At 72.1% G+C, this 23,964-nt stretch carries 21 protein-coding genes and 1 pseudogene; 17 read left to right on the top strand and 5 right to left on the bottom strand.

The annotated features are described in order from the left end of the window. Genes QQM39_RS31765 through QQM39_RS31755 form a run of 3 tightly spaced genes read left to right on the top strand, consistent with a single transcriptional unit; the run spans nucleotide 1 to nucleotide 3,301 of the window. Nucleotides 1-672, top strand: a complete 672-nt coding sequence (locus QQM39_RS31765) for a toxin-antitoxin system, toxin component family protein (protein WP_302000975.1) — start codon at nucleotides 1-3, stop codon at nucleotides 670-672. Between the two features lie 38 nt (nucleotides 673-710). Beyond that, nucleotides 711-1,898, top strand: a complete 1,188-nt coding sequence (locus QQM39_RS31760; protein WP_302003797.1) for an MAB_1171c family putative transporter — start codon at nucleotides 711-713, stop codon at nucleotides 1,896-1,898. Beyond that, nucleotides 1,895-3,301: an NAD(P)/FAD-dependent oxidoreductase gene (locus QQM39_RS31755; protein ID WP_302000974.1), complete on the top strand. Its 1,407-nt coding sequence runs from the start codon at nucleotides 1,895-1,897 to the stop codon at nucleotides 3,299-3,301. The genes QQM39_RS31760 and QQM39_RS31755 overlap by 4 nt, the downstream gene beginning before the upstream one ends. An 80-nt stretch (nucleotides 3,302-3,381) precedes the next feature. On the opposite strand, the gene QQM39_RS31750 is transcribed toward QQM39_RS31755, so the two are convergent. Further along, entirely contained in the window at nucleotides 3,382-4,242 is an 861-nt protein-coding gene (locus QQM39_RS31750; RefSeq protein ID WP_302000973.1) for an SMP-30/gluconolactonase/LRE family protein, read from the bottom strand. After that, nucleotides 4,239-5,012, bottom strand: a complete 774-nt coding sequence (locus QQM39_RS31745) for an IclR family transcriptional regulator (protein WP_302000971.1) — start codon at nucleotides 5,010-5,012, stop codon at nucleotides 4,239-4,241. The genes QQM39_RS31750 and QQM39_RS31745 overlap by 4 nt, the downstream gene beginning before the upstream one ends. A gap of 260 nt (nucleotides 5,013-5,272) precedes the next feature. Here QQM39_RS31745 and QQM39_RS31740 point away from each other — a divergent pair, with 260 nt between their 5' ends. Beyond that, nucleotides 5,273-7,363 (top strand): TerD family protein, encoded by a 2,091-nt coding sequence (locus tag QQM39_RS31740; protein ID WP_302003796.1) that lies wholly within the window; start codon nucleotides 5,273-5,275, stop codon nucleotides 7,361-7,363. 15 nt (nucleotides 7,364-7,378) lie between these two features. On the opposite strand, the gene QQM39_RS31735 is transcribed toward QQM39_RS31740, so the two are convergent. Continuing rightward, a complete protein-coding gene (locus tag QQM39_RS31735; RefSeq protein WP_302000970.1) occupies nucleotides 7,379-7,864 on the bottom strand; it encodes a hypothetical protein in 486 nt (161 codons plus the stop codon). Between the two features lie 158 nt (nucleotides 7,865-8,022). Between QQM39_RS31735 and QQM39_RS31730 the strand changes: the two genes are divergently transcribed. Together QQM39_RS31730 and QQM39_RS31725 are read left to right on the top strand one after the other, a co-directional pair. After that, a complete protein-coding gene (locus QQM39_RS31730) occupies nucleotides 8,023-8,610 on the top strand; it encodes a DUF2269 domain-containing protein (protein ID WP_302000969.1) in 588 nt (195 codons plus the stop codon). A gap of 99 nt (nucleotides 8,611-8,709) precedes the next feature. Continuing rightward, complete coding sequence (locus tag QQM39_RS31725) at nucleotides 8,710-9,564, top strand: hypothetical protein (protein ID WP_302000968.1); 855 nt, start codon at nucleotides 8,710-8,712, stop codon at nucleotides 9,562-9,564. 49 nt (nucleotides 9,565-9,613) lie between these two features. Here QQM39_RS31725 and QQM39_RS31720 read toward each other — a convergent pair whose 3' ends face one another. Both QQM39_RS31720 and QQM39_RS31715 read right to left on the bottom strand, forming a co-directional pair. Continuing rightward, nucleotides 9,614-10,870: a CdaR family transcriptional regulator gene (locus tag QQM39_RS31720; protein WP_302000967.1), complete on the bottom strand. Its 1,257-nt coding sequence runs from the start codon at nucleotides 10,868-10,870 to the stop codon at nucleotides 9,614-9,616. A gap of 2 nt (nucleotides 10,871-10,872) precedes the next feature. Then, nucleotides 10,873-11,025 (bottom strand): hypothetical protein, encoded by a 153-nt coding sequence (locus QQM39_RS31715; RefSeq protein WP_302000966.1) that lies wholly within the window; start codon nucleotides 11,023-11,025, stop codon nucleotides 10,873-10,875. A gap of 232 nt (nucleotides 11,026-11,257) precedes the next feature. On the opposite strand from QQM39_RS31715, the gene QQM39_RS31710 reads away from it, so the two are divergent. The 11 genes and pseudogenes from QQM39_RS31710 to QQM39_RS31660 all read left to right on the top strand — a co-directional run bounded on the left by QQM39_RS31710 (nucleotide 11,258) and on the right by QQM39_RS31660 (nucleotide 23,952). After that, complete coding sequence (locus tag QQM39_RS31710; RefSeq protein ID WP_302000965.1) at nucleotides 11,258-12,244, top strand: DUF3068 domain-containing protein; 987 nt, start codon at nucleotides 11,258-11,260, stop codon at nucleotides 12,242-12,244. Nucleotides 12,245-12,481: 237 nt separating this feature from the next. Then, on the top strand, nucleotides 12,482-13,636 hold the full coding sequence (locus QQM39_RS31705; RefSeq protein ID WP_302000964.1) for a glycosyltransferase family 4 protein: 1,155 nt from the start codon (nucleotides 12,482-12,484) through the stop codon (nucleotides 13,634-13,636). Between the two features lie 79 nt (nucleotides 13,637-13,715). Next, a complete protein-coding gene (locus tag QQM39_RS31700) occupies nucleotides 13,716-14,483 on the top strand; it encodes a class I SAM-dependent methyltransferase (RefSeq protein WP_302003794.1) in 768 nt (255 codons plus the stop codon). Further along, a pseudogene (locus QQM39_RS31695) lies at nucleotides 14,480-18,942 on the top strand (alpha-(1->3)-arabinofuranosyltransferase family protein). The gene QQM39_RS31700 and the pseudogene QQM39_RS31695 overlap by 4 nt, the downstream one beginning before the upstream one ends. After that, the gene (locus tag QQM39_RS31690) at nucleotides 18,939-20,327 is read left to right on the top strand and encodes a condensation protein (RefSeq protein WP_302000963.1); all 1,389 of its coding nucleotides are present in this window, start codon (nucleotides 18,939-18,941) and stop codon (nucleotides 20,325-20,327) included. Before QQM39_RS31695 ends, QQM39_RS31690 begins: the two are co-directional and overlap by 4 nt. Further along, nucleotides 20,324-21,064, top strand: a complete 741-nt coding sequence (locus tag QQM39_RS31685; RefSeq protein WP_302000962.1) for a bifunctional 2-polyprenyl-6-hydroxyphenol methylase/3-demethylubiquinol 3-O-methyltransferase UbiG — start codon at nucleotides 20,324-20,326, stop codon at nucleotides 21,062-21,064. Before QQM39_RS31690 ends, QQM39_RS31685 begins: the two co-directional genes overlap by 4 nt. Before the next feature lie 25 nt (nucleotides 21,065-21,089). Continuing rightward, nucleotides 21,090-22,010, top strand: coding sequence for a hypothetical protein (locus tag QQM39_RS31680; RefSeq protein ID WP_302003793.1), 921 nt, complete (start codon nucleotides 21,090-21,092; stop codon nucleotides 22,008-22,010). After that, a complete protein-coding gene (locus QQM39_RS31675) occupies nucleotides 22,007-22,261 on the top strand; it encodes a Trm112 family protein (protein WP_302000961.1) in 255 nt (84 codons plus the stop codon). Before QQM39_RS31680 ends, QQM39_RS31675 begins: the two co-directional genes overlap by 4 nt. Continuing rightward, nucleotides 22,258-23,061 carry an FkbM family methyltransferase gene (locus tag QQM39_RS31670; protein ID WP_302000960.1) on the top strand — a complete coding sequence of 268 codons (804 nt, stop codon included), beginning with the start codon at nucleotides 22,258-22,260 and terminating at the stop codon, nucleotides 23,059-23,061. Before QQM39_RS31675 ends, QQM39_RS31670 begins: the two co-directional genes overlap by 4 nt. Beyond that, entirely contained in the window at nucleotides 23,036-23,653 is a 618-nt protein-coding gene (locus QQM39_RS31665; RefSeq protein WP_302000959.1) for a hypothetical protein, read from the top strand. Before QQM39_RS31670 ends, QQM39_RS31665 begins: the two co-directional genes overlap by 26 nt. Before the next feature lie 38 nt (nucleotides 23,654-23,691). Beyond that, nucleotides 23,692-23,952 carry a hypothetical protein gene (locus tag QQM39_RS31660; RefSeq protein WP_302000958.1) on the top strand — a complete coding sequence of 87 codons (261 nt, stop codon included), beginning with the start codon at nucleotides 23,692-23,694 and terminating at the stop codon, nucleotides 23,950-23,952. Nucleotides 23,953-23,964 lie beyond the last annotated feature (12 nt).

Genomic DNA, 23,964 nt, shown 5'->3' with positions numbered 1-23,964 from the left:
ATGGACATCGCGGGCGCGCGCAAGAGGGCGGCCCGGGTCGCCTCGGCGCTACGGCTGCCGCTGCGGCGCTCTCCCGCCGCCTCCCGCATGCGCGACCTGGCCTCCGATCTGAGCGCCGCCGTGCGGGCCAGACCCCATCCCCCGGCCGACGTCCGCGAGTTGTGCCACGCGCTGTGCGCGGAGATGAGCACGCGGCGCGGCGGGCGGCCCGTCGAGCTGCGCTTCGAGCGGTTCCCGGACGAGATCGAAGTGACCGGACTGTGGGTGGAGTTCCAGGACTTCGACCTGGTCATCGTCGAGGAGCGGGCCGAGGCGATACAGCAACTGGTCATCCTCGGCCATGAGCTGTGGCACCTGCACGCCGGTCACGGCCACGACCACACGGCCGGTACGGCGGCCGCGCACGCCCTCGCCGAGCGGCCCGGGTGGCAGGACATCGCCCTCGCGGTGGCCGCCCGCGACGGCTCCCGGCAGCGGGACGAGGCCGAGGCCGACGAGTTCGGGCACCGACTGGCCGCCGTCTTCCGGCCGTTGCTGTCGGGGCGGGAGTCGGACGCGCCGCTCGGACCCGTGCAGCGTTCGCTGGGCTATCGCGGGAGCGAGGGGACGGCGGGTTACCGCGGGAGCGAAGGGACGGCGGGTTACCGCGGGAGCTCGGGGACGGCGCGGTGACCGGGCTCGCGGCGGACCCGTCCGATCTGCTCAGCGACATGTCCATCTCGTTCTGGATCCCGACCGTCGTCCTGACGGCCGCCCTGGCGATCAAGCTGCCCACCATCATTCGGCTCTGGCGGGACCCGCTGCTGCGCGCGGTCGGCGGCCTGCTGCTGTTCGCGTGCGCCGTGTTCGTCTTCGCCGCCCCGCGCACCATCGCCTGGACCAACCGCGTCACCGGCGTACCGAACATCTCGGCGCCCTGGGTGTACTCGCTGATCACCGCACTGTGCGCGTCCTGGCTGCTGCTGATCATCGCCTGGCGCAACGGCCTGGCCAACCGCTCGGCCGCGACGCGCCGCGCGACCCGTTGGGTCGTCTCCGTCTACGCCGGTGTGGTCATCGCCCTGTGGGTGCTCTTCGCCCTCGCGGACGCCCCCGTGGAACGGCTGCGGGACCTGGACACGTACTACGCCACGACGCCCTTCATGCGCGAGCAGATCCTGCTCTACCTGCTCGCGCACACCGTGGCCTGCGCGATCACGGCCCGGCTGATCTGGGACTGGATCCGCACCGACGGGCTCGACGCCTGGCTGCGCTGGGGCCTGAGGTTCCTGGGCGTCGGCTACGCGACGAACCTGCTCTTCGACGCGTCCAAGCTCACCGCCGTCGTCGCCCGGTGGACGGGCCACGACCTGGACTGGCTGAGCACCTATCTGGCGCCGTCGGCCGCCTGCGTCTCCGCCTCGCTGGTCGCGGTGGGCTTCATCATCCCGCACGCGGGCCAGTACCTGCACGAGCGCTGGCGCCTCTGGCAGCGCCACCGGCAGCTGCGTCCCCTCTCCGCGCTGATGCGGTCCGTCACCGGCGCACGCGAACCGGTCACCCTGCGCGGCACCGCGGAGCTGCGGCTGATCCGCCGCGAGACGTTCATCCGCGACGGGCTCCTGCAGGTGTCCCGGTACCTCGACGAGGACCTGCGCGGGAGGTCGTACGACGCGGCCCTCGCCCTCGGTTCGGAGCCCGCCCGCGCGGCGGCACTCGCCGCGGCCGTGACGATCCTGGACGCCGTCGACACCAGGCAGCGCTCACCGGAGGCCGACGCCGACGCCTCCCCGTCCGGCCCGGACACCGCGTATCTGCTGCGGGAGATCCAGGCCGTGTCCCGAGCCCTGCGTCATCCCGACGACATCGAGGCGGTACGCGCCCGAGCGGCCGCCCCGGCAGAGAGTGCCCCCGCATGAACGAACGCCCCGCCCCAGACGTCAGAACCGCCGTCGTCCTGGGGGGATCCCACACCGGCATGCTCGCGGCCGGCGCGCTCGCCGGGTTCGTCGACCGTGTGGTCGTCGTCGACCGGGACGCCCTGCCCGGTGGCCCGGAGCCTCGCAAGGGGCTGCCGCAGGCGCGCCACGCGCACATGCTGTGGTCGGGCGGGGTGCGGGCCGTGGAGGAGCTGCTGCCGGGAATCACCGAGACGCTCCGCGGGGCCGGCGCGCAGCGGCTGCCGGTCACCACGGACGTGGTCGCCCTGTCGGCGCGGGGCTGGTTCCGGCGCTGGCCCGAATCGCACCACGTGATCCTGGCCGGCCGGGACCTGCTGGACGCGACGATCCGCGCGCGGGTCCTCGCCGACGAGCGGATCGAGCTGGTCGAGCGGGCGGAGGCGGTCGGACTGACCGGCACGGACGCCGCCGTGACGGGCGTACGCATCCGGACCCACGACGGCGCCGAACGCACCCTCGACGCCTGCCTGGTCGTCGACGCGACGGGCCGTGGCTCCGGGGCGTCCCGGTGGCTCACGGCCCTCGGCCTCCCCGCCCCTGGGCGGCGTGAGGTCGACTCCGGCCTGGTGTACGCCAGTCGGCTCTATCTCGCCCCCGAGCACGCCCGGGACGGCTTCCCGGTCGTCAACGTGCAGCCCGACCCCCGCGACGGCGGGCCGGGCCGGGCGGGGTTCCTGCTGCCGATCGAGAACGGCCGGTGGATCGTCACCCTGTCCGGCACCCAGGGCGGCGAACCCACCGCCGCGGCCGAGGACTTCGTCCGGTTCGCCCGCGACGAGCTGCGGCACCCGCTGATCGGCGAGCTGCTCGGGAACGCCGAGCCGCTGTCCGACGTGTCGGTCACCCGTACCACCGTCAACCGCCGCTTCTTCTACGAGCGGATGCCGGTGTGGCCGGAGAACTTCGTCGTCCTCGGCGACGCGCTCGCCGCGTTCAACCCGGTCTACGGCCATGGTCTGGCGGTCGCCGCCCAATGCGCCCTGATCCTTCGGGAGGTGACACGGCGTCATGGATTGGCGGCGCCGGGCCTGTCACGCCGTGTCCAGAAGGCGGTGGCCCGGCCCGTCGGCGCCGCCTGGGATCTGGCCATCGGGCAGGACGTGTTCTACCCGGGCGCGACCGAGAACGGGCCCACGCTCAGGGAACGGCTCGTGGCCGCGTACGTCGACCGGCTGATGCACACCGCCACCGGGAGCGGACGGATCGCCCGGCGCGTGACGGATGTGACGTCGCTGGAGCGCGGCGCCCAGGTGCTGCTGACCCCGTCCGTGCTGCTGGCCGCCGCGGCCGGCCCGCTCAAGCCGGCGTTGAGCGGGCCGCCGCTCACGACGGAGGAGCGGAAGGCGGCCGGGCTGCGGTAGGCAGGCGCGGCGGGCTGGAGCTCGGCTCTTGAACGCCGGCTGGGCTCAGCCCTGGAATCCGCCGGGCCACCGGCTGGGGCTCAGCCCTGGAACGCCGGTTGCGCCAGCCCCTTCCCCGCCCCCGGCACGACGAACACCGACCCCGCCAGCGGAGGCGGTGACGCCAGTCCGACGCGGGCCGTCGTGATGTACAGGTCGGTCAGTTCGGGCCCGGCGAACGCGCACGCCGTCACCCGGGGCACCGGAAGCGGGATCACCCGGTCCAACTCGCCGTCCGGCGTGTAGCGGCGTACGGCCGAGCCCTCCCACAGGGCCACCCACACACACCCCTCGGCGTCGACGGTGAGCCCGTCGGGGAACCCGGCGCCGTCCTCGATCTCGACGAGGGGCCGCCGGTTGACGACGCTCCCGTCCACGTGGTCGAAGACGTCGACGCGCCGGGTCGGCGAGTCGATGTAGTACATGAGGCTGCCGTCCGGGCTCCAGCCGGTGCCGTTGCTCACGGCCACGTCGTCGAGGACCACCTCGACCGAACCGTCACCGGTGACCCGGGACAGGGTGCCGCCGTCCGGTGCCTCGTCGTAGCGCATGGTGCCCGCCCACAGGGAGCCGTCGGGGGCGACGGCGGCGTCGTTGGCACGGCGGCCGGGGACGGGCTCGTGGTGCAGCCAGCGGAAGGTGTCGTCCGGGTCCAGCAGTCCCACGCCGTCCCGGAGATTGAGGACGAGGCCGCCGCCGACGCGCGGCTTGACGGCGCCGATGTGCTGCGGGGTCGTACGGACCGAGCGCCGCCCGGAGACGGGGTCGTAGGTGTGGATCCGGGACCCCAGGATGTCGATCCAGATGAGCCGCCCGCTGCCCGGATCCCAGGTCGGCCCCTCACCGAGCTCGGCCTCCGCCTGAATGGCGACCTCGTACGCGCCGACACCACGCTCCGTCATGCCACGCTCCGGTGTCCGAGACGCTCCGACAGTTCGGCGGCCCCCTTGGCGGCGAGCTGCTCCAGCTCGACGCGCCGGTCGTCGCTCCAGCGGATCATGGGCACGGAGATGGAGAGGGCGGCGACGGCCTGCCCCGTACGGTCCCGCACGGGAGCGGCCACGCACGATACGTCCGGGTTGGACTCCCGCCGCTCGACGGCGATCCCCCGCTCCCGAATCTCCGTAAGGGCCTCGCGCAGGGCGACCGGGTCGGTGATGCTGTTCGGTGTCATGCCGACGAGCTCGGCCCCGTCCGGGACCCGGGCGGTGAGCTCGGGCTCGGGAAGGGAGGCCAGCAGCATCTTGCCGACCGACGTGCAGTGCGCGGGCAGCCGACGCCCGGCGGCGGACACCATCCGCACCGCGTGCGTGGAGTCCACCTTGGCGATGTAGATGACGTCGGTACCCTCGAGGATCGCCACGTGCACGGTCTCGTCACAGGTCTCGGCGACGGACCGGGCGACCTGCTGCCCCTCGGCCGCGAGGTCGAGCTGCTCGGCGTAGCGGCTGCCGAGCTGGTAGGGCCGTACCCCGAGGCGGTACCGTCCGGGCTGACCCGGAACCTGGACGATGTACGACCGGGCGGCGAGCGTGGTGACCAACTCGTGCACGGTGGTGCGCGGCAGCTGGAGCTTGCGCACGATGTCGGGGGCGGAGAGCGTGCCGTCCCCGTCGAGGAAGAGCTCGAGAATGTCGAGAGCTCGGGTCACGGCTGGTACGAGGCGTCCCACGTGCGGCCCCCTCCCTTGAGTGTCGGTGACTGTGTTCGAGATTTCAACAGTCGATCGGAATAACGAACACAGGCTACTCAAAGTCGCCTTGCCCGGGCAATGGGCAGGCGGGGACCAGCTCGAAAGCTCCGCAGGCGCGATCCACGGCCAGTACCGTTACCCGTGTGCGGCAGATCACAATCTGCCGCGAGGGGGAGGCACCTGGGGCCGTCGCATGCGCATGCCCTCAGGTGAGTGACATGGGGGGTTCCGTGCACGAAATGATCAAGGGCTCGAACGTGGCGCTGGCAGCCCTGAGCGAAGACGTCGGCTCGGCGATCGTCAGCCTGGGCTGGGGCAGCCCGACCGGTGAGGGCGACGCCGACGTGTCCGTCCTACTGCTGGACCCGAACGGAAAGGTCCGCAGCGACGCCGACTTCTACTTCTACAACAACCCGGTGGCCGCCGACGGCAGCGTGCAACTCCTGGGGAAGACGCCGACGCAGAACGGCAACGAGGACCGGATCAGCTTCGATCTGACAGCGGTGCCGCCGGATGTCGAGCGAATCGTCGTGGCCGCGAGCCGGTACGGCGAAGCCCGCTTCGGAGACCTGGAGGACCTGCAGGTGAGGCTGGCCGACGCGGCCGGTGAGAGCCTCCTGCGGTTCGCCATCGACGACGCCGCCGAGGTGAGCGCGATCATCTTCGGCGAGCTGTACCGGCGCGGGGAGGAGTGGAAGTTCCGTGCCGTCGGGCAGGGGTACGCATCCGGGCTGGCGGGGCTGGCGACGGACTTCGGCGTGGACATCGACGACGATGCGGCCGAGGTGGAAGCGCAGGCCGGGACTGAAGCGCTGGCCGAGGAGACCCGGGCTCCCGACGAGGCAGAAGCACGGTCCACGACTCGGGCGCCGGACGCGGCGGACAGCAGCGCTCAGCCGGAGCCGGCGGCACCGGCCACCGTGCCGGCGACGCTGGAGGCGGTCCCGGCTCCCCGCCGGCCCGTCGACGAAGCCGGGCCGCGCAAACCGGCTGCCCGGCCCCGCACCGCGAAGAAAAAGGTCCCGCTGCACAGCACGCCGCAGAAGTCCCTGGCGGAGAACGATTCCTGGAAGCCGGCCCGGCTCTTTCCCGTCTCGGCGCTCAAGAGCGACCGGGACCGGGAGATGCGCGCCACCTCGGTCCTGCTGTCGGTCATGGCCCAGGTGCCACGGTTCGGCAGGCGGCTCACCGCCGCGTTCGGGGCGCCGTCCGGCCGTATGGAGGCGTTCACCGAGGTGTCCCTGCCGCACGGCGACACACCCCGACGCCCCGACGGCGTGATCCGCGTCGAGCGGGCCGGCAAGTTGTGGACGGCACTCGTCGAGACCAAGACCAACGGCAACGCTCTCAAGGCCGACCAGGTGCAGGCCTACATGGACATCGCCGCCCGGCGCGGCTACGAGGCCGTGATCACGGTGTCGAACGACGTCGCGCTGGAAGGCAGTCCACTGGTCGACGTCAAGATCGACCGGCGGCGCAAGCACAAGGTGGCGCTCTGGCATCTGTCATGGGCCGAAGTGGCCCATCAGGCACAGCTGCTGATCCGGCACGAGGGAGTCGGCAACGCGGCACGCACCTGGCTGCTCCAGGAACTGCTGCACTATCTCCAGCACGAGAACTCCGGTTGCCACGGTTTCCAGAACATGGGCGCGGCGTGGGTGCCGGTACGCAACGGCATCAGCGACGAGACCCTGTGTCAGGGCGACCCGCGCGCCCTTGAGGTGGTCGAGAACTGGGAGCGTCTCATCCGCCAGGTGTGTCTCAGGCTCGGCGGCGAACTCGGGCAGAAGGTGCTGCCTGCTCAGCGCGCCAGACGTGGCACCGACCCCAGTGCCCGCCGGGTTCAGCTGGCCGACCGCCTGTGCCTGGAAGGAAGGCTCCAGGCGGAGCTTCGTGTCGAGAACGCCCCGGGCCTGCTCACGATCGGCGCCGATCTGCGCACCGGCAAGCTGCGCACCTCCGTCGAGATCCCCGCACCCGAGCAGGGCTACCCCCTGTCCTGGGCCAAGCGTCTGGTCCGCCGCCTCGCCGAAGCACCGGCCGACCTGCACGTCGAGACCCTGGTGGAGGGAGGGGCGGGCGGCCCCCGGGGCACGCTGGAGCGGCTGCGCCCCGAACCGGCGGACATGCTGCCCAAGGGCGGCGCCACCCGGATCACCGGCTTCCGCCTGTCCCTCTTCAAGGGCATGGGAAGCACGCGGGGCAACACCGAGTCCGGCTTCATCCGCAGCGTGGACGAAGCGGTCTACCGCTTCTACACGACCGTGGTGGTCCACCTCGACCCGCCCGCACCGCGACGGACCGCGCCGAAGGAGGCAGCCGTCACGTAGGAGCTGAGGGGGCTCTCAGGCCCCCTCACTCTGAGGCTTTCCCGTGCGGACGAACGTCACGTCGAAGTCCATCGTCCACTGTTCGCCGTCCCGTGCCTGCTCCCAGCGGCCCGCGATCGTGTTGCCGTCGGGGCTGACCGTGGCGGTGAGGCGCTGGTGGAAGGCGGGGGCAGTGCGCCACTGGCGCCAGGTGCGGTCGGTCATGCTGCCTCGGTAGACGCGGGCGACGCCGCGGCCGTCGGCGTAGAGGACGGTGAATTCCCCGGTGGTGTCGTCGTAGCCGGTCAGGGCGACGGTGGGGAAGGGGGCGTGCTGGGCCCACTCGCCGGGGAGGGACGTCTCCGGGGCGACGTCCGCGCGCTGGGCGAGGAAGGCGCCGCCCTCCAGCCAGGCGAACTCCGTCCGGACGGGGCCGACGCCGTGGCCGGCGGCCCACATGTCCCACTCGCCGACGAACACGTCCAGCTGCCGCAGGGCGGGGTGGGGGGTCGGTTGCCGCATCGGGGTCTCCTCTGTTTTGAAGCTCAGTGTCTTTGGGTCTCCGGCTCGGACGGAGCAGCCGGAGTGTCTCCGGGTACGCCGACGCACGTACATGGGGTTACTCCCCCTGTCAGACGTCCTCGCCGCTCGCGCCCGGCACGGTGATTTCCATGCCTTCCATGCCTTCCACGTCTCCCGCGTCCGCCATGTCCTCCACGTCCTCCGTCAAACTGAGCCGGGCCGCCCGCCGGGCCGCCCTCGTCGTCCATGTCGTCGCCGCCTCGAGCTGGCTCGGGCTCACGCTCGGGCTGCTCGCGCTCGCGGTCACCGCGGCCGCCACCGGGTCCGCGGTGACCGTGGAGGCGTCGGTGCGGGCCATGAAGCTGTTCGCCGACTGGCTCCTGCTGCCCGTCGCGTTCCTCACGCTGGTCAGCGGGCTGGTGCTGTCCCTGGGCATGCAGTGGGGGCTGGCCCGGCACCGGTGGGTCTACACCAAGTTCTGGCTGACCCTCGCCACGACCACCGCCACCGCCTTCGCCCTGCGTCCCGGCCTGAGCTCCACGGTCGACGCGGTCGCCGCGGGCGGCGCGCTGCCCGACGCCGGGGACCTCATGATGGGGCCGATCGTGTCGTTGTCCGCGTACGTCTTCATGACGGTGATCTCGGTCCTGAAGCCGTGGGGGCTGACGCGACGCGGCCGGCGTCTGCGCACCGCGTCCGCCCGCCTGCCGAGGGGCACCACCGAGCCCGCCCGCCGGACGACCTGACCGACACACACAAGTGCCGCACAGCGGGCAACCTCCACCACCCCGGCGGCGACCTGCAGGTGAAGTCCCGAAGTCCGTCCCCCACCAAGGGAGTTCACCATGCGCACCCGCCTCGCCCGGCTCGGCGCCGTACTCGCCGCGATCATCGCGCTGGTCGCCGCGCCCGCCGTCACCGCCTCCCCCGCCCAGGCCGCCGACCAGTGGAACCCGCCGGCCAACCTCGTCCAGCCCCTGGGCGAGGTCTGGAACCACGTCGAGTCGACCTACCCCGACCTCTACGGCTTCCGCAACTACGGCTGGGACCAGGTCATGGCCAACCGCGGCAGCGTCAACTACTGCGTCCGCTGGGAGTCCGACGCCCCCGTCAGCGCCGCCCTGCGCGACCAGATCCACGCCGCGCTGAAGAAGCAGTTCGGGAAGTGGATGGCCGCCATGGTCGAGAGCGACGGCACCGGGCACAACGCCTGGCCGTACACGAACGTGCCGGTCAATATCGTCGGTTGGGCCGTCAAGAACCGCTCCACCCTCCAGTGGAGCGACAACTCCGTCGACATCTACGCCGGGAATCTGGACGGCGGGGGCGCCCCGCAGTGTTCCCCCGACTGCGGCCGCTTCTTCCACCAGGACGGCAACTACTCCAAGTGCCCGGGCGGCGCCGCCCGCCACTACGACCAGTCGCTCTGGCTGACCAAGGGTTTCCAGGGCGGTGCCGGCGGCGACTGGGGGCAGCGGGTCGGCCAGGAGTACTTCACCTCCGCGCTCGGCCAGGAGAACATCCACATCTACCTGCACGAAGTCGGCCACACCTTCGGGCTCGACGACTTCTACGACTGGACGCCGACCGGCCAGTGCTGCTTCCTCATGAACGCCGGATCCGCCACACAGATCACCGAGTTCGACAAGTGGATGCTCCGGGACTTCTGGCGCCATCTGAAGAGCCGCTACGGCTACTGAGCAGAGCAGACTGAGCACAACAGGCCGAGCGCAACAACCCGAGCAGCGTCTATCGGCGCGTCTCCCCCAGCACCCCCTTCAACCGCTGCGCCCGCAACACCAGCTCCAACTCGAACCGCCGGTCCGGGTCGTCCATCTCGTCGCCCCACAACTCCCGGATCTGACGGAGGCGGTACCGGACCGTCTGGGGGTGGACGCCCAGGCGGGCCGCCACCTCCGGCGCCCCGCCCCTGGTCTCCAGCCACGCCAGTAACGTCTCCGCCAGCCGCCGGCCGTGCGTGGGCCCGCAGTGCTCCAACGGGGCCAGACACCGCAGGGCCAGGTCGTCGATCAGTTCCTCCGGCTGAAGGAGGACCAGGGCTTCCGTGTGCTCGGTGCAGTAGAGGACCTCGCCGGCCGGCAGCAGCCGCCGTTCCATGAGGCGTACGGCGGCCTCGGCCCAGCGCAGCGACTTCGCCGCGTCGGCCGGCGGGACCGGGGGGCCGATCGCGCCCGCCCAGCCGGTCAGGGCCCGGTGCAGCAGTTCGGGGCGGCCGGCGGCGTCCGGTTCGGGGACTACCATGCGCGGCTGCTCGTACTCCATGTCGAGCAGGACGCCCTGCCCCACCGCCGGGGCCACGGCCTCCCGCGCCGGGCGCAGCAGCACGCCCACGGCGACCTTCTCCGGCAGCGGCCAGCCGATCCTGGCCGCCCGCTCGGACAGGGCGTCCGCCGGATCGCCGCGGTGGTGTTCGGCCAACAGCAGCTCCATCAGGCGGCGTTGGAGGCGTAACCGCTCGCCGGCCTGGCGTGCCGCCGCCTCCGCGTAACCGCGCACCGACTGGTCGACGAGGCCGTCCAGGTACTCGTAGCCCGCGTCCACCAGCTCGTACATCGCGGGCGGCGGAATGTCGACGCGCTGGCCGATCTCGGCGAAACGACGCCAGGCCAGTCGTACGCCCATCCGGTAGATCGCCTGGAGCGAGTCCAGGGAGCGGCCGTGCAGGCCTTCGCCGCGGCCGAACTCCTGGAAGACGCCCGGCGGGACGGTCGGGCGGCCCTCCGAGGCCTCCAGGTGCTGGACGAAGACCTCGATCGCACGCCGGATGCCGACCATGGCCATCGGCTCGCCCGACTCGTCCAGGACGACCGGCAGATGCGGGTACTCGCGGCGGATCTCGCGCAGGATCTCCTCGGCGAGGGCCGGGGCCTCGGCCAAGGCCAGCTCCGCGAAACGGCGCACCTGTAAGCGGGGCACGTCGCGCCAGGCCGAGCGCGTGGTGCCGGCCGGGGAGGGCGTAGAGGCCGTAGAGCGGGTGGCTGCCACGGTCAACTCCCCTGGCCCGCCTGCTCGTATGTGATCAAGGGCGTGTTCGGCTGGTCGGGTGCCGCTTCCAGCAGCGCGACGACGCCGAGCGCGGCACCCACCGCGAGTACGGCGGCGAGCGCGACGGTCAGCGTGGCGGCGAGCAGTCTGGACATCGCAGGGTCAGCCTCTCTGCATCCGGAGGTCGTCCCCACCCCGGTGGTGCCAGCCTGATCCCGACCCCTGTCTGTCGGTTCAGTCTCGACAAGCCGGGTCGGCACGTCAAGACATTGACACTCCGTCAAGGGACGCCTACGGTTCCCGGCCCAAGAACGGCCAGGCAACGACCGTGCACCGACTGTGCACTGAGCGTGCATCGACCATGCGCCAATCCCCCAGGAGTGCCGGATGCGCCGTACAGCCTCACCTCTCTCGTTGATCCTGCTGGGCATCGGCACGTTTCTGCTGGTACTGGCGCCCATGCTGGCCTGGTACGTGGCCCCGCGTGCCGCCGTGAACCCCATCGACATCGACACCACCGCCGTCTACACCGGCACCGGCAGCGTCTTCGACACCGACAAGATCAAGACCGTGCCGGACCAGAAGATCACCGTCACCCAGCGGGTGCGCGGCAATGTGGCCGAAAGTGAGCGCAGCGGCAACGCAGTATGGGACGTGATCACCACCGTCGACACCGACAAGTCGCTGCCGGCCGCCGATCCGCACGACGCGCTGGACTTCACCCCGCACCGCTGGGTGATGGACCGGAGGACGACGAAACCGGTGCACTGCTGCAAGGAGACGCCGTACATCGAGGGCGAGGCCTATCTGAAGTTCCCGTTCGACGTGGAGAAGCGCTCCTACCAGTGGTGGGACAACACCGGCGGCACCGCGATCACCATGCGGTACGACGGCACCGAGAAGATCCAGGGGTACACGGGATACCGGTTCACCGGCACGGTCGCGCCCCGCAAGGTCGGCAGCCGGCTCGTCCCCGGCAGCCTCGTCGACGAGCCGAAGCGCCCGCAGGTGCTGGCCGAGGAGTGGTACTCCAACCACGGGTTCAAACTGGTCGTCGACCAGCGCACCGGCCGGGTGATCTACGCCCAGACCGGCCCGCGCCGCACCCTGCGGGCACCGGGCGGCGACAAGGACGCCGCGGTGCTGCTGGACAGCGAGAAGATCTCGTTCACCACGGCCACGCAGAAGGAGGCCGTGCGGCAGGCGAAGCGGGACAGCGGTCTGCTGCGCGTGGTGGGCGAGACGTTGCCGGTCGGGGCCGCTGGGGCGGGTTTCGTGATTGCGGTGGTGGGTGGCGTTTTGGTGGTATGGGGGCGTAGGCGTCCGGAATCACCGGCTACGGTCGAGATGCCCCAGCCCTCGCTCACAATGTGACGTGACGTCAGCTCTAATAAAGCCCGAAATTGTCACGCCGGTGAGTAGCCGTGGCGAACGGCTGGGCGAAAACTGTCCAACCCCACCCGGACACAGCCTGTCCACACCCCACGCACAACGACCCACAGCGACCTAGAACCCCCGAAATCCCCCCACGGGAACCCAAACCCTCCGGGAACCCGAACCCTCCCCCACCCCCACGCTGAGTTCCGCACCCTGAGACGAGTTGGAGCACCCATGCCCCAGCACGTGCCTTCCCCCCTGCGCGCCACCCTCCCCTGGGCGTCGCAGCAGCACCTTCCGGCGCTCCCCCCACATCCGCGCCGAATCGTTTTCCTCGCCCATCGTGACCTGGGCAACGAGGCCGCCGGCGGCTCCGAGCTGCTGGTCGACCGCCTCGCTGACGGGCTCACCCGGCTCGGCCACCAGGTCACCCTGCTGTGCGGGGGCCCGGCGGCGTACCGGGACTACCGGGTCGTGTCGGCCGGTGGTTCCTACGGCCACTACCTGCGCGCCAGATCCGCCTTCGCCCGTCAGGTCGGCGACTGCGATCTGCTGGTCGAGGTGTGCAACGGGATGCCGTACTTCGCCCCGCTCTGGCATCGCGGGCCGACGTTGTGCCTGGTCAACCATGTGCATACCGATCTGTGGAAGATGCGGTTCGGCGGGGCGTTGGCGCCTGCGGCTCGGCTCGGCCGAAGACTTGAGCACTGGGCGCTTACTGGTGCGCAGCATCGGAGCCTGATGGTCGCCGTTTCCCCGTCCACGGCGCAGGCGCTCCGCGGGATCGGCGTCGAGCGGGAGCGCATCCGTGTGGTGCACAACGGGGTCGAGGAACCGGGCCCGCTGGGTGACCGCTCGCCGGAGCCGCTGTTCGTGGCCGTAGGACGGCTCGTCGAGTACAAGCGGATCGACCTCTTGCTGCGATTGTGGGAGCGGGTGCGGCCCGTCACCGGCGGGCGCCTCGTCATCGTCGGGGACGGGCCCGAGCGGTCGCCCCTGGAACAACTCGCCGGACCCGGCGTCGAATTCGTCGGTCATGTGTCGGAGGCGGAGAAGCATCGGCTGCTGTGTGCGGCATGGCTGTTGCTTCATCCCTCGGCCGTGGAGGGGTGGGGCCTCGTCGTCACCGAGGCCGCGACTCGCGAGACGCCGACCATCGCCTTCGACGTGCCCGGGCTGCGGGATTCCGTCGTGGACGGGGAGACGGGTGTGCTTGCCGCCGGGGAGTCGTCGTTCGCGGCTGCCTGGTGCACGCTTGCGTTGTCCGGGCATCGGCGGGAGTTGATGGGGAAGGCTGCGCGGGATCGGGCGGCGCGCTATCGCTGGGATCGGACGGTTACGCAGTTCCGTGCCGTGGCCGCGGAGGCGGTGCGGCGCCGTGACGCCTAAACGCCGTGTTGGTGAGGCCGTCTCGCGAGTGGCGGTCCGTCGTGGCTGGTCGCGCCCACGCGGCGGTAGCCGCAAATCGATCACAGCCCCGCGCCCCTTAACGGCATCACCGCACCGGGGTTTCAAGGATCCGTCTCTTCGGCGTTCTCTCGCTCTCTTCCGGGCCTTCGTCCATGAGCAGGCCGATCCCGAACCTTGCTACTCCTTGCTTGCCCGCGACTCCGTCAATCAGGTCGAGGCCTACTACGGTCCCCTTGCCGGGCAGACGGTCGTGGACGTCGGCGGTGGCGGCGGGTACTTCACCGAGGAGTTCCGGCGGCGAGGTGCGCATGCCTACCTCTTCGAGCCGGACGTGGCGGAGCTCGGGGAGAAGCCTCCCGACGGGGCCGTCGTCGCCGACGGGTATCTCTTGCCCCTGCGGGACGGCGTCGCCGACGTCACCTTCTCCTCCAATGTGCTGGAGCATGTGGCCGATCCGCAGACGTTCCTCAGTGAGCTGGCGCGCGTGACCCGGCCCGGTGGGCTGATCTACGTGTCGTTCACCAACTGGCTGTCCCCTTGGGGCGGCCATGAGTGGGCGCCCTGGCACTACCTCGGCGCCGAGCGGGCCCGCGCCCGTTACCAGCGCCGTACCGGGCGGCCCGCCAAGCACACCCTCGGCGAGAACCTCTTCGCCGTGCACATCGGCGCCACCCTGCGGCAGGTCCGCGCCCGCGACGACGTGGAGATCGTCACGGCGCGCTCCCGCTACTGGCCGTTCCTCGCGGAGGGCGTCGTGAAGGTGCCCGGCCTGCGCGAGTTCGCCACCTGGAACCTCCTCCTCATCCTCAGGCGGTGTCCACCATGACGACGACCACGGTCCAGGCTCCTCCCCCGGCAGCCGTGCCCACCTCCGCGCCCGCCTCCGGTCCGCCGGAGGGGCCGCGGTCGCGGCGCTGGCTGCTGGGGTTCTGGGCCGTGGTGTTCGTGCTGTTGCTGGCGGTGCGGCCGGGGCGGCAGACGTTCGACACCAAGCTGGGTGTGACCGTCGATCCGGGCCGGTTCCTGTCCGACCTCGGGCAGTTGTGGTCCGACCAGGGCAGCTTCGGCGGGATCCAGAACCAGTACTCGGGCTATCTGTGGCCGATGCTGCCGTTCTACTGGCTGGCCGACGCCGTACGGCTGCCGGTGTGGCTGGCGGAGCGGTTGTGGCTGTCGCTGATCGTGTCGGTGGCCTTCTGGGGTGCGCTGCGGCTGGCCGAGCGGCTGGGGGTGGGCAGCGGGGCGTCGCGGCTCCTCGGTGCCGTGGTGTATGCGCTCTGGCCCGTCTTCACCATCGTGGTCGGGTCCACGTCCGCCGCCGCGCTGCCGGGTGCCGTTCTGCCGTGGGTGCTGCTTCCGCTGACCAATGAGCGGTATGCCGCGCGCGTCGCCGCCCTGCGGTCGGCGTTGATCATCCCCTTCATGGGCGGCGTCAATGCCGCCTCCACGCTGGCCTCGCTGCTGCCCGTCGGGCTGTATCTGCTCTCCCGCCCGCCCGGGCCACGGCAGCGGAAGCTGATCGCGTGGTGGGTGCCGGGTGTCGTCCTGGCGACCGCCTGGTGGGTGATCCCGCTTCTGCTGCTCGGCACGTACGGCGAGAACTTTCTTCCGTATGTGGAGAGTTCGCAGACCACCACCGAGACCATGTCGGCGGCGGAGGCGCTGCGCGGCGCCGGGAACTGGGTCGCCTATCTGCACTTCGGGGAGGCCTGGCTGCCGGCCGGGTGGACCGTCGCCGCGTCCGTCGTCGTGATCGTAGGCTCGGCGCTCGCGGCCGGGCTGGGGCTCGCCGGGCTGGCCCGGCGGGACATGCCGGAGCGGCGGTGGCTGGTGCTGACCGTGGTGACGGTCGCGCTGATCCTGCTCGCCGGGTACGGCGGGGCGTTCGGGGCCCCCTTCCACGGGGTCGTACAGGACTGGCTGGACGGCGGTCTTGTCCCCTTCCGGAACATCTACAAGTTCCAGACGGGGCTGGCCCTGGCGCTGGTGCTGGGGCTCGCCCATCTGGTGGGCGTGGCCGCCGAGGCGCGCGGGGCGCGGCCGGTGCGGGGGCGTCGGTCGGCGCCGCTGATCGCCGCCGTGCTGGTGCTGCCGGGGCTGATGTGGCCGTATCTCAACGGCTCGATCCTCAACCCCGGTTCCTTCAAGGAGATCCCCAAGTACTGGCAGGCCACGGCCGACTGGATGGAGAAGTACTCCCCCGACGCCCGCGCCCTCGTCGTCCCGGCCACCGCGCACGGCATCTACAGCTGGGGCTCCACCATCGACCAGCCCCTGGACGTCGTCGCCAACTCCCGCTGGGCACAGCGGGATTACGTCCCCTTCGGCACCCCCGGCAACCGGCGCGCCATGGACGCCGTCGAGCAGGCACTGACGACCGGCGGCGAAGTGCCGGGGCTGGCCGACTACTTGAGTCGGGCGGGGGTCTATTACGTCGTCGTCCGCAACGACCTCGACCCCGACCAGATCGGTCAGGTGCCGACGACGACGGTGAAGCGGACCCTGGAGCAGTCCGGGTACGAGCGCGTGACCGGCCTCGGGCCGGTCACGACCGGCGGGACGATCGCCCCGGGCACCCCGCTCCAGGTGGAGGGGCTGTATCCACGGCAGCGGGCGGTGGAGATCTACAAGCCGGTGAGCGAGGACGTGCCGCGCCCGCACCAGGCCGGGCTGCAGCCGGTCGCGGACACGGCCGTGGTGTCCGGCGGTCCGGAGGCACTGCTGCCGCTGGCGTCCCAACTGCGCGGCCGAGCGAGTGTGTTGACCGGCGACAACCATCCCGGGCTCGGCTCACCGCAGGTACAGGTGGTCGGCGACGGGCTGCGGCGCGCGGACACGCGGTTCGGGCTGATCAACGCCAACACGTCGTACACGTACACGCGCGAGGAGCGCAACGCGCCGGACGCCGCCCAGGACGCGGGCGAGAAACCGCACCAGATCCTGCCGACGAGCGGCCTCGACCACCAGACGGTGGCCGAGCTGCGCGGCGCACGCGCGGTGACCGCGTCCTCGTACGGCAGCTGGCTCTTCCATCTCCCGCAGTTCGATCCGGTGAACGCCTTCGACGGCAACCCGGACACGGCCTGGACCGAGGGCTCGGAGGGCTCGCCGGACGGGGAGTGGCTGCGGATCGCCTTCGCGGGCGGGTCGTACGACATGCCGACGTCGTTCAAGGTGACGCCGCTGCCGCAGGAGGGCGTGCGGGAGGCGCCGACGCGGGTGCGGGTGGAGACGGAGAAGGGGTCGGTGAGCTCCTTCCTCCGGCCGGACGGCTCGACGCAGTCGGTCAAGGCGCCTGCGGGCGCGACGAGTTGGATGAAGCTGACGATCACGGACTCGGTGTCGCGGCGGGGCGGGCTGACCGGGGCCGGCTTCTCCGAGATCGCCCTGCCGGACGTGCAGGTGACCCGGCTGCTGCGGCTGCCCACCGACGCCGAGGACTCCTCGGCCGCCGCCGAGATCGTCTCCCTGTCCCGTACGGCCGACCCGACCGGGCTGTCGCCGACGGGCACGGAGGCCGGCCTGCACCGGAGCTTCACCACGTCCACCGCGGGGACGTACGAGATGCGGGCGAGCGCGGTGCCGGTGCCGGGCGAGGAGTTGGACCGGCTGCTGTACGAGGTGGCGCCGGACCAGCAGAACCGGATCGTCGCGACCGCCGACTCCACGGCGCGACTGGGGACGGGCCTGTCCCCGCGCAACCTCACCGACGGCGACCTGACCACGGCGTGGATCGCGGGCGACCGGCCCACGATCCACTTGCGCTGGCCCGGAAAGCAGGCGGTGGGAGAGATCGTGCTCGCACCGGCAGGCGGCCTCACCACGCGTCCGACCGAGGTGCACATCAGCTCCCCGGACGGTGCGGTGATCGCCGGGGTCGACGAGAACGGCTGGGTCCGCTTCCCCCCATCACCACCGACCGCCTGGACATCACGATCACGCAGACCGCGCCGCTGACCCTCTACAACCCGATGGTGGACGAGGACCTGCAGCTGCCCGCGGGCCTGACGGAGGCCTACATCCCGGCCCTCGACCAGTACCGCACCCCACAGCCGCGAGAATCCCGGCCGTTCTCGCTGCCGTGCGGGAAGGGACCGGTGGTGTCGGTGGACGGGGACCTGTACGAGACGAGCGCGCGGGGGACCGTACGGGATCTGACGGAGCGGCGGCAGATCGACGTGACGCTCTGCCAGCGAGGGCGTGAGGAAGCCGAGTTGTCGCTGTCGGCCGGTGACCATCGGGTCGAGGCCGGGGACGGCGGACCCCTCACGCTCACCGACGTGACCCTGACCCGCGGCACGGTCTCCGAGGCCGCGACGGCAGGGCGTGAGCTGCGGATACGGGACTGGCTCGGCGACCGGCGCGCGGTGACGGTCGGCACGGGGGCGGCGAGCTACCTGACGATGTACGAGAACTTCAACGACGGCTGGCGCGCCACGCTGGACGGCAAGGAACTGTCGCCGGTACGGCTGGACGGCTGGCAGCAGGGCTGGCGGATTCCGGCGGGCGCCGGTGGCACGGTCGAGCTGTCGTACGAGCCGGCGGTGCTGTACGAGGGCGGGCTGATCGGCAGTGCGGTGGCGCTCGCGCTGCTGGCCGGGCTGGCGCTGTGGCGCCGGCGGGCGCCGAATCCCGACGAGCCGCAGGTCGCCCCGCCGCTGCCCGGGCTGTGGCTGGGCACGGTGGCCGTGACGGTGGTGGGCGTGTTCATCGCCGGGTGGTTCGCGCTGCTGGTGCCCGCGCTGGCGGTGGTGGCGTGGCGCCGGCATGCGCTGCTGGTGCCGATCGCGGTGGTGGCGCTCGCCGGGGCGGGGATCGCCGCGGCGGTGGGGGCCGGGGAGCCGGTGGGCGCGGAAGAGGGCGCCTTCGGTCCGGCGGCTCAACTGCTGGCGTTGGTCGGGTTGTTCGCGGGTGTGGTGAGTGTGCGGGAGTGGGAGCGGGAGGGGGCGGTCGGGGTGCCGGCTGTCGCCGGAGGCGGAGCTCCGACGGGTGCTGGAGGCGGTGTTCCGGCGGGTGCTGGAGGCGGTGCTACGGCGGGCGCCCCCGAAGCGCCGACGCGGCCGTTGCCGCAGCGTGAGCGGGGGCGCAGTCCGCTGGGGGCCGAGCCGCCCGGGCCGACGGGTCCCCGCACCGAGTCGGGGCCGACCGTCTCCGCACGCGGCCCCGGCGGGCCGGACCCGGATCCGCCGACCGCGCGCATCGGGTTCGGCAAGCCGAGGTTCCGGCCGAGCCGCCCCGACGACACTCCGGAGCCCGACGACACCCGGAAGGGCGAGGCCACATGACCGCACTGCAGCAGCCCGCACGTGCCGAGGGTCCACTGCGTCCGCCGGTACGCGTCCCGTTCCCGGTCGTGGACGAGGTCGCCCGGCACTGCCTCCAGGAGGAGGAGCCGGAGACGGTGCACATCGAGGTGCACCTTCCGGGGCGGCTGGACGCGGGGCGCCTGCGCGCGGCCTTCGCTCAGGCGCTGCGCCGGCATCCTCGCATCCTCGTGCGGGAGGCGCCGGGGCGGTGGTATCGGCGCCGGTACGAGTGGGAGCTGACGGCGGAGCCGGACGTGGAGGTGGTGAGCTTTCCGGCGCCGGGCCGGGACACGTTGCGGGATGCGCGGACGCGGGCGCTGACGGAGGCACCGCCGCTGTCCCTGTCGCCGCCGATACGGCTGGAGGTGGTGGAGGGGAGCGGGCCGGTCGAGGGGAGCGAGGCGACCGATGCCGTAGGTGTCCAGCCGCGCGGAGCCGACGGTCCGCCGCCACGCACGGCACAAGGGACCGTGCTCTTCCTCACGATCAACCACACCGCCCTCGACGGCCCGGCCTGTCTCCGCGTCCTCGCCACCGCCGCGGAGCTGTACGGCGGCCAGGACAACTCCCCCGCGGCCCCGCCCACCCGCACGACCGAACCCCAACCCCCCACCGAGGAACTCCCCTCCAACTGGTCCCACGCCGCGCGGGTAGCGCAAGGCACCCCCGAGCCCTCCCCCGGCAACGGCATGCTCGTCACCGAACTCCCCCTCCCCCACCGCCCCAAGGGCTCCCCCTACACGGTCAACGACCAGCTCATGGTCACCACCGCCCTGACCATCGCCCACTGGAACAGAGAACACGGCGCCCACCCCCGCCCCCTGCGCATCACCATGCCCGTGGACGACCGCCCCCGCGACACCACCATGCCCATCGGAAACGGCACCCGCCTGGTCGAAGTCCCCTTCACGCCTGAGGAGTTGGCGGCGCACGACCCCGACCACATGCCCGCCCTCCTGCACCGCACAGCCACCCGCACCCGCGCCCTCAAGTCCCTCCCCCGCCCCCAACTCGGCCACGGCGCCTCCCTCCTCACCGCCCCGTGGGCCCCCGTCGCCGTCCGCGCCGCCCTCACCCGCGGACTGCGCAGAGCCGCCGCGCCCTGGACCTCGACCACCCTCCTCAGCAACATCGGCCGTATCCCGTACCCCCTGGACTTCGGCGAGGAGGCCGGCCGCGCGCACGCCGTGTGGTTCTCGGCGCCGGCCCGGATGCCCCGCGGCCTCACCGTCACCACGGCCTCCACCGCGGGCCGCCTCCACCTCGCCCTGCGCTGGTCGCGCGCCCTGCTCAGCCACGGCGACGGCGCCCACCTCCGCGACCTCTTCGAGCACTACCTGCACACCACGGAGGTGACCCCGTGACGACCACCCCGGTGAAACCCCCCGACCTGCGCGACTTCTACGAGAACCCGGCCGTCCCCGTCGCCTCCGGCACCCCCCGCAGCCGCCGCCAGGCCCGCATGCTCGCCGAAGCCCTGGGACCGGCCACCGCCGACGGCCGTACCCGCACGATCCTCGACATCGGCTGCGGCGACGGCACCGCCGCGGCCACCGCCGCCCCCTTCCTCCCCGGCCACCGCATCGTCGGCATCGACTGGTCCCAGGACGCCCTGCGCCGGGCCCGCACCCGGGTCCCGTACGCCGTCCGCGGTGAACTCACCGGCGGCGGCCTGCCGTTCGGGTCCGGTTCCGCCGACGCCGTGCTGTTCAGCGAGGTGATCGAGCACCTCGTCGACCCGGACGCCGCCCTGGACGAGATCCGCCGCGTGCTGCGCCCCGGCGGCCACCTCATGCTCTCCACGCCGAACCTGGCCGCCTGGTACAACCGCGCCCTGCTGCTGGCCGGGGTGCAGCCGGTGTTCTCGGAGGTCAGCCTGCGGGCCATCCACGGCCGGCCGGGGCGGGAGGTCGTGGGGCATCTGCGGCTCTACACCGCCCGTGCGCTGCGGGAGTTCGTGGCCGCGTCCGGTTTCGAGGTCGTACGCCTCGCGGGCGCGCCCTTCCACGGCGTACCGCGTCCCCTCCGGCCCCTCGACCGGCTGGCCTGCGCGAGACCGTCGCTGGCGTCGATCCTGCTGCTGCACGCGCGAAGGACGTAAGGGGGGCTGGACCATGTGGTGGGGAGTGGCCGCGGCCCTGATGGCGAACACCCTGTACAGCCTCGGTTTCGTCCTGGAGAAACGGGCGCTCACCGCACTTCCGCAGGTGAGCATCCGGCAACCCGCCCGGCTGCTGCGGCTGGTGCTCGGCAGCCCGCTGTGGATCGGCGGCTCGCTCGCCCTCGCCGCCGGATTCGGGGCGCAGCTCGTCGTCTACCGCACCCTGCCGATCGCCGCCGCGCAGGGCATCTTCGTCTCCGGACTGGTGCTGCTCGTGCTGCTCTCGGCGCGGCTGCTGGGCGAGGAGACCAGCGGGCGGGAGCGGTACGCGATCGGCGCGATCCTCGCCGCGCTGCTGATGGTGGTGCTGTCCCTGCGCGAGGGCTCGGAGACCGTCAGCCAGGAGGCGCCGTATCCGCTGATCCTGCTGGTGTGCGTGCCGTCGCTGGCGGCGGGTGTGTGGCTGTACAACTCCGCCGAGCGCAGGGCCCGGCACCGGCACCGGCTGCCGACGACCGGCGTCGAGTACGGCGTGGCGGTGGGGCTGCTGTACGGGGTCAGTTCGCTCGCCATCAAGGGCGTGTCGAGCTACCTGACGGCGACCGGGATCGGCGGCGCGCTCCTTGACCTGCTGCGCTCCCCGTACCCGTATCTGCTCCTCTTCACCGGCACCTTCGGGCTGGTCATGTCGCAGGCCGCGCTGCAACGCTGCCGGGCCTCGCTGATCGTGCCGGTGTGCACGACGGTGACATGCCTGTACACGGCCGTGCTCGGCACCCTGTCGTTCGGCGAGGCGCTGCCCGAGGACCCGCTGCGGCTGGCGCTGCGGGTCGCGGGTACGGCGCTCGCGCTCGCCGTACTGCTGTCGATGCCGAGGCACGACCCGCCCGCACCACCACCGTCCCCTCAACCCCCCATCGGCGCGAAGGAGTTGACTCCACCATGAAACCCGACGACCCCCTGCTCCAGATCCTGGCGTGTCCCCTCGACAAGGGGCAGCTGCACCTCGTCGTACCGGACGGCCCCGCCGATACGGAAGAGGCGGAAGAGGCGGAAGAAGCGGCCGAGGCGCTGTACAACCCCCGTCTGCGCCGCCGCTACCCGATCGTCGACGGCATCCCGCAGCTGCTGCCGGCCTCCGGGGAGCAGGTCTCCGACGACGAGCACGAGGAACTCCTCAAACGGATGGCCCCATGACCCTGGCCGCGCACCTCGCCCCTCTGTTGCCCACCCGCCTGGTCGCCGCCGTCGCCCGGGCCGTGTACCCGCGCTTCGAGCCGGAGCTGGCCCGGCTGGCGGAGCTGTGTCCCGCCGAGTGCGGCACAGCCGTGGACGTCGGCGGGTGGTACGGCCCGTGGACGCGGCGGCTGTCGCGGCGGGCACGCCGGGTGGTGACCGTGGAACCGGTCCCGCATCTGGCGCGGCTCCTGGCGGCGACCGCTCCGCCCAACGTCCGGGTCGTGCAGGCCGCGGCGGCCGACCGCCCCGGCGCGGCCCGGCTCTGGCTGCCGCCGCACGACGCGGGCGACCGGGGGGTGTCCTCCCTGGTCCGCCGGAACATCCACGCCAAGGCACTGCCGGTCAGCTGTGTCACCCTCGACGAACTCGGTCTCAAGGACGTCGGGTTCGTCAAGGTCGACGTGGACGGCAGCGAGCTCGCGGTGCTGCGCGGCGCGACCGCCATCCTGGCGCGCGACCGGCCCGCCCTGTTCGTCGAGCTGGAGTCCCGCATCCAGCCGATCGCCCCGGTGGTGACGTATCTGTCGCTGCTCGGCTACGACGGCTGGGTCCTGCCCGGCCGCGACTGGGTGCCCCTGAGCCGCTTCCCGCTGGAGACCCACCAGGCGGAGACCTCGTACGTCGTCACCCAGGGCCTGCTGCGCCGGGTCCTGCCCTTCCGCGGCCCGCGGTACGTCAACTCGGTCCTCTTTCTCCCCGACGGCCGCCGCCCGATCGGCGACGATGGAGCGCATGCCCTCCGGAAAGCACGCCGCTAGCGGCGGAACGAACCCCGCCGGACCCTTCACCCCGCTCCACTTCCAGCTGGTGCTGCTGCGCCGCATGGCCGACCACAACCCGGACCTGGTGGAGGACGCCCGCCGGGAACTGGGCGTCTCCCTCGCCGACATGCGCGAGGCGAACAAGCGCTGGCAGGCGATGGTCCGCTCGCCCCGTTCCCGCGCCGCCGCCTCCCGCTACCGCTCGGTGTTCGGCAAGCCCGAGGCGGTGATCTCCCGCAAGGTCGGCGACCTGGAGTGCGAGGCCTGGCTGTGGCCGGTCCCGCTCTGGCCCGACCTGCGCTTCGAGGTGCTGCTCGCCCCGAACGGCGCGGTGTGGAACGAGTGGCTGGTCCGCGCCCCGGACGCCGAGAGCCCGCCCCTGCCCACCCTCGCCGACCTCACCCCCTGGTCCTGCACGGTCGACGAGGCCGCCCGCGCCTTCGCCCCCGCCCGCCCGCTGGAGGGCACGGCCCCGACGCGCTGGGGGCTGGCGTTCACCGCGCCGGACGGGGAGGGGGTGCGGCGGGAGGTGGTGGCCGAGTTCACGTGGGGGCTGTTGCAGCGGGTGGCGGTGGCCGTCGGTGGCTGAATCACGTGGCGCGACGGGCGTGTGCAATCGTTCGGCACATGAGTAGCGACTACGACCGCATCCGTACCGGCATCGAGTTGATGACCGCCTACGTGTCCGGGAACGACCTTCTGTCGGCGTACGTGGCGGAGCGGCGCCGCGAGGACCCGATGGCGGCCGAGGCACTGATGGACGGCAGCGCGGCCCTGTGCGCCCTGCTGCTGCGCAAGATCGCCCGGGAGACCGGGAAGACGGAGCACGAGATCCTGCAGGAGCTGGCCCGCGGCACCCACCGGCACGAGCAGCAGTCCGGCGACTGACCGGAGAAGCTA

It is taken from the genome of Streptomyces sp. DT2A-34 (assembly GCF_030499515.1).
Taxonomy (GTDB): Bacteria; Actinomycetota; Actinomycetes; order Streptomycetales; family Streptomycetaceae; genus Streptomyces.
This window is presented reverse-complemented; position numbering and strand designations above follow the sequence as displayed.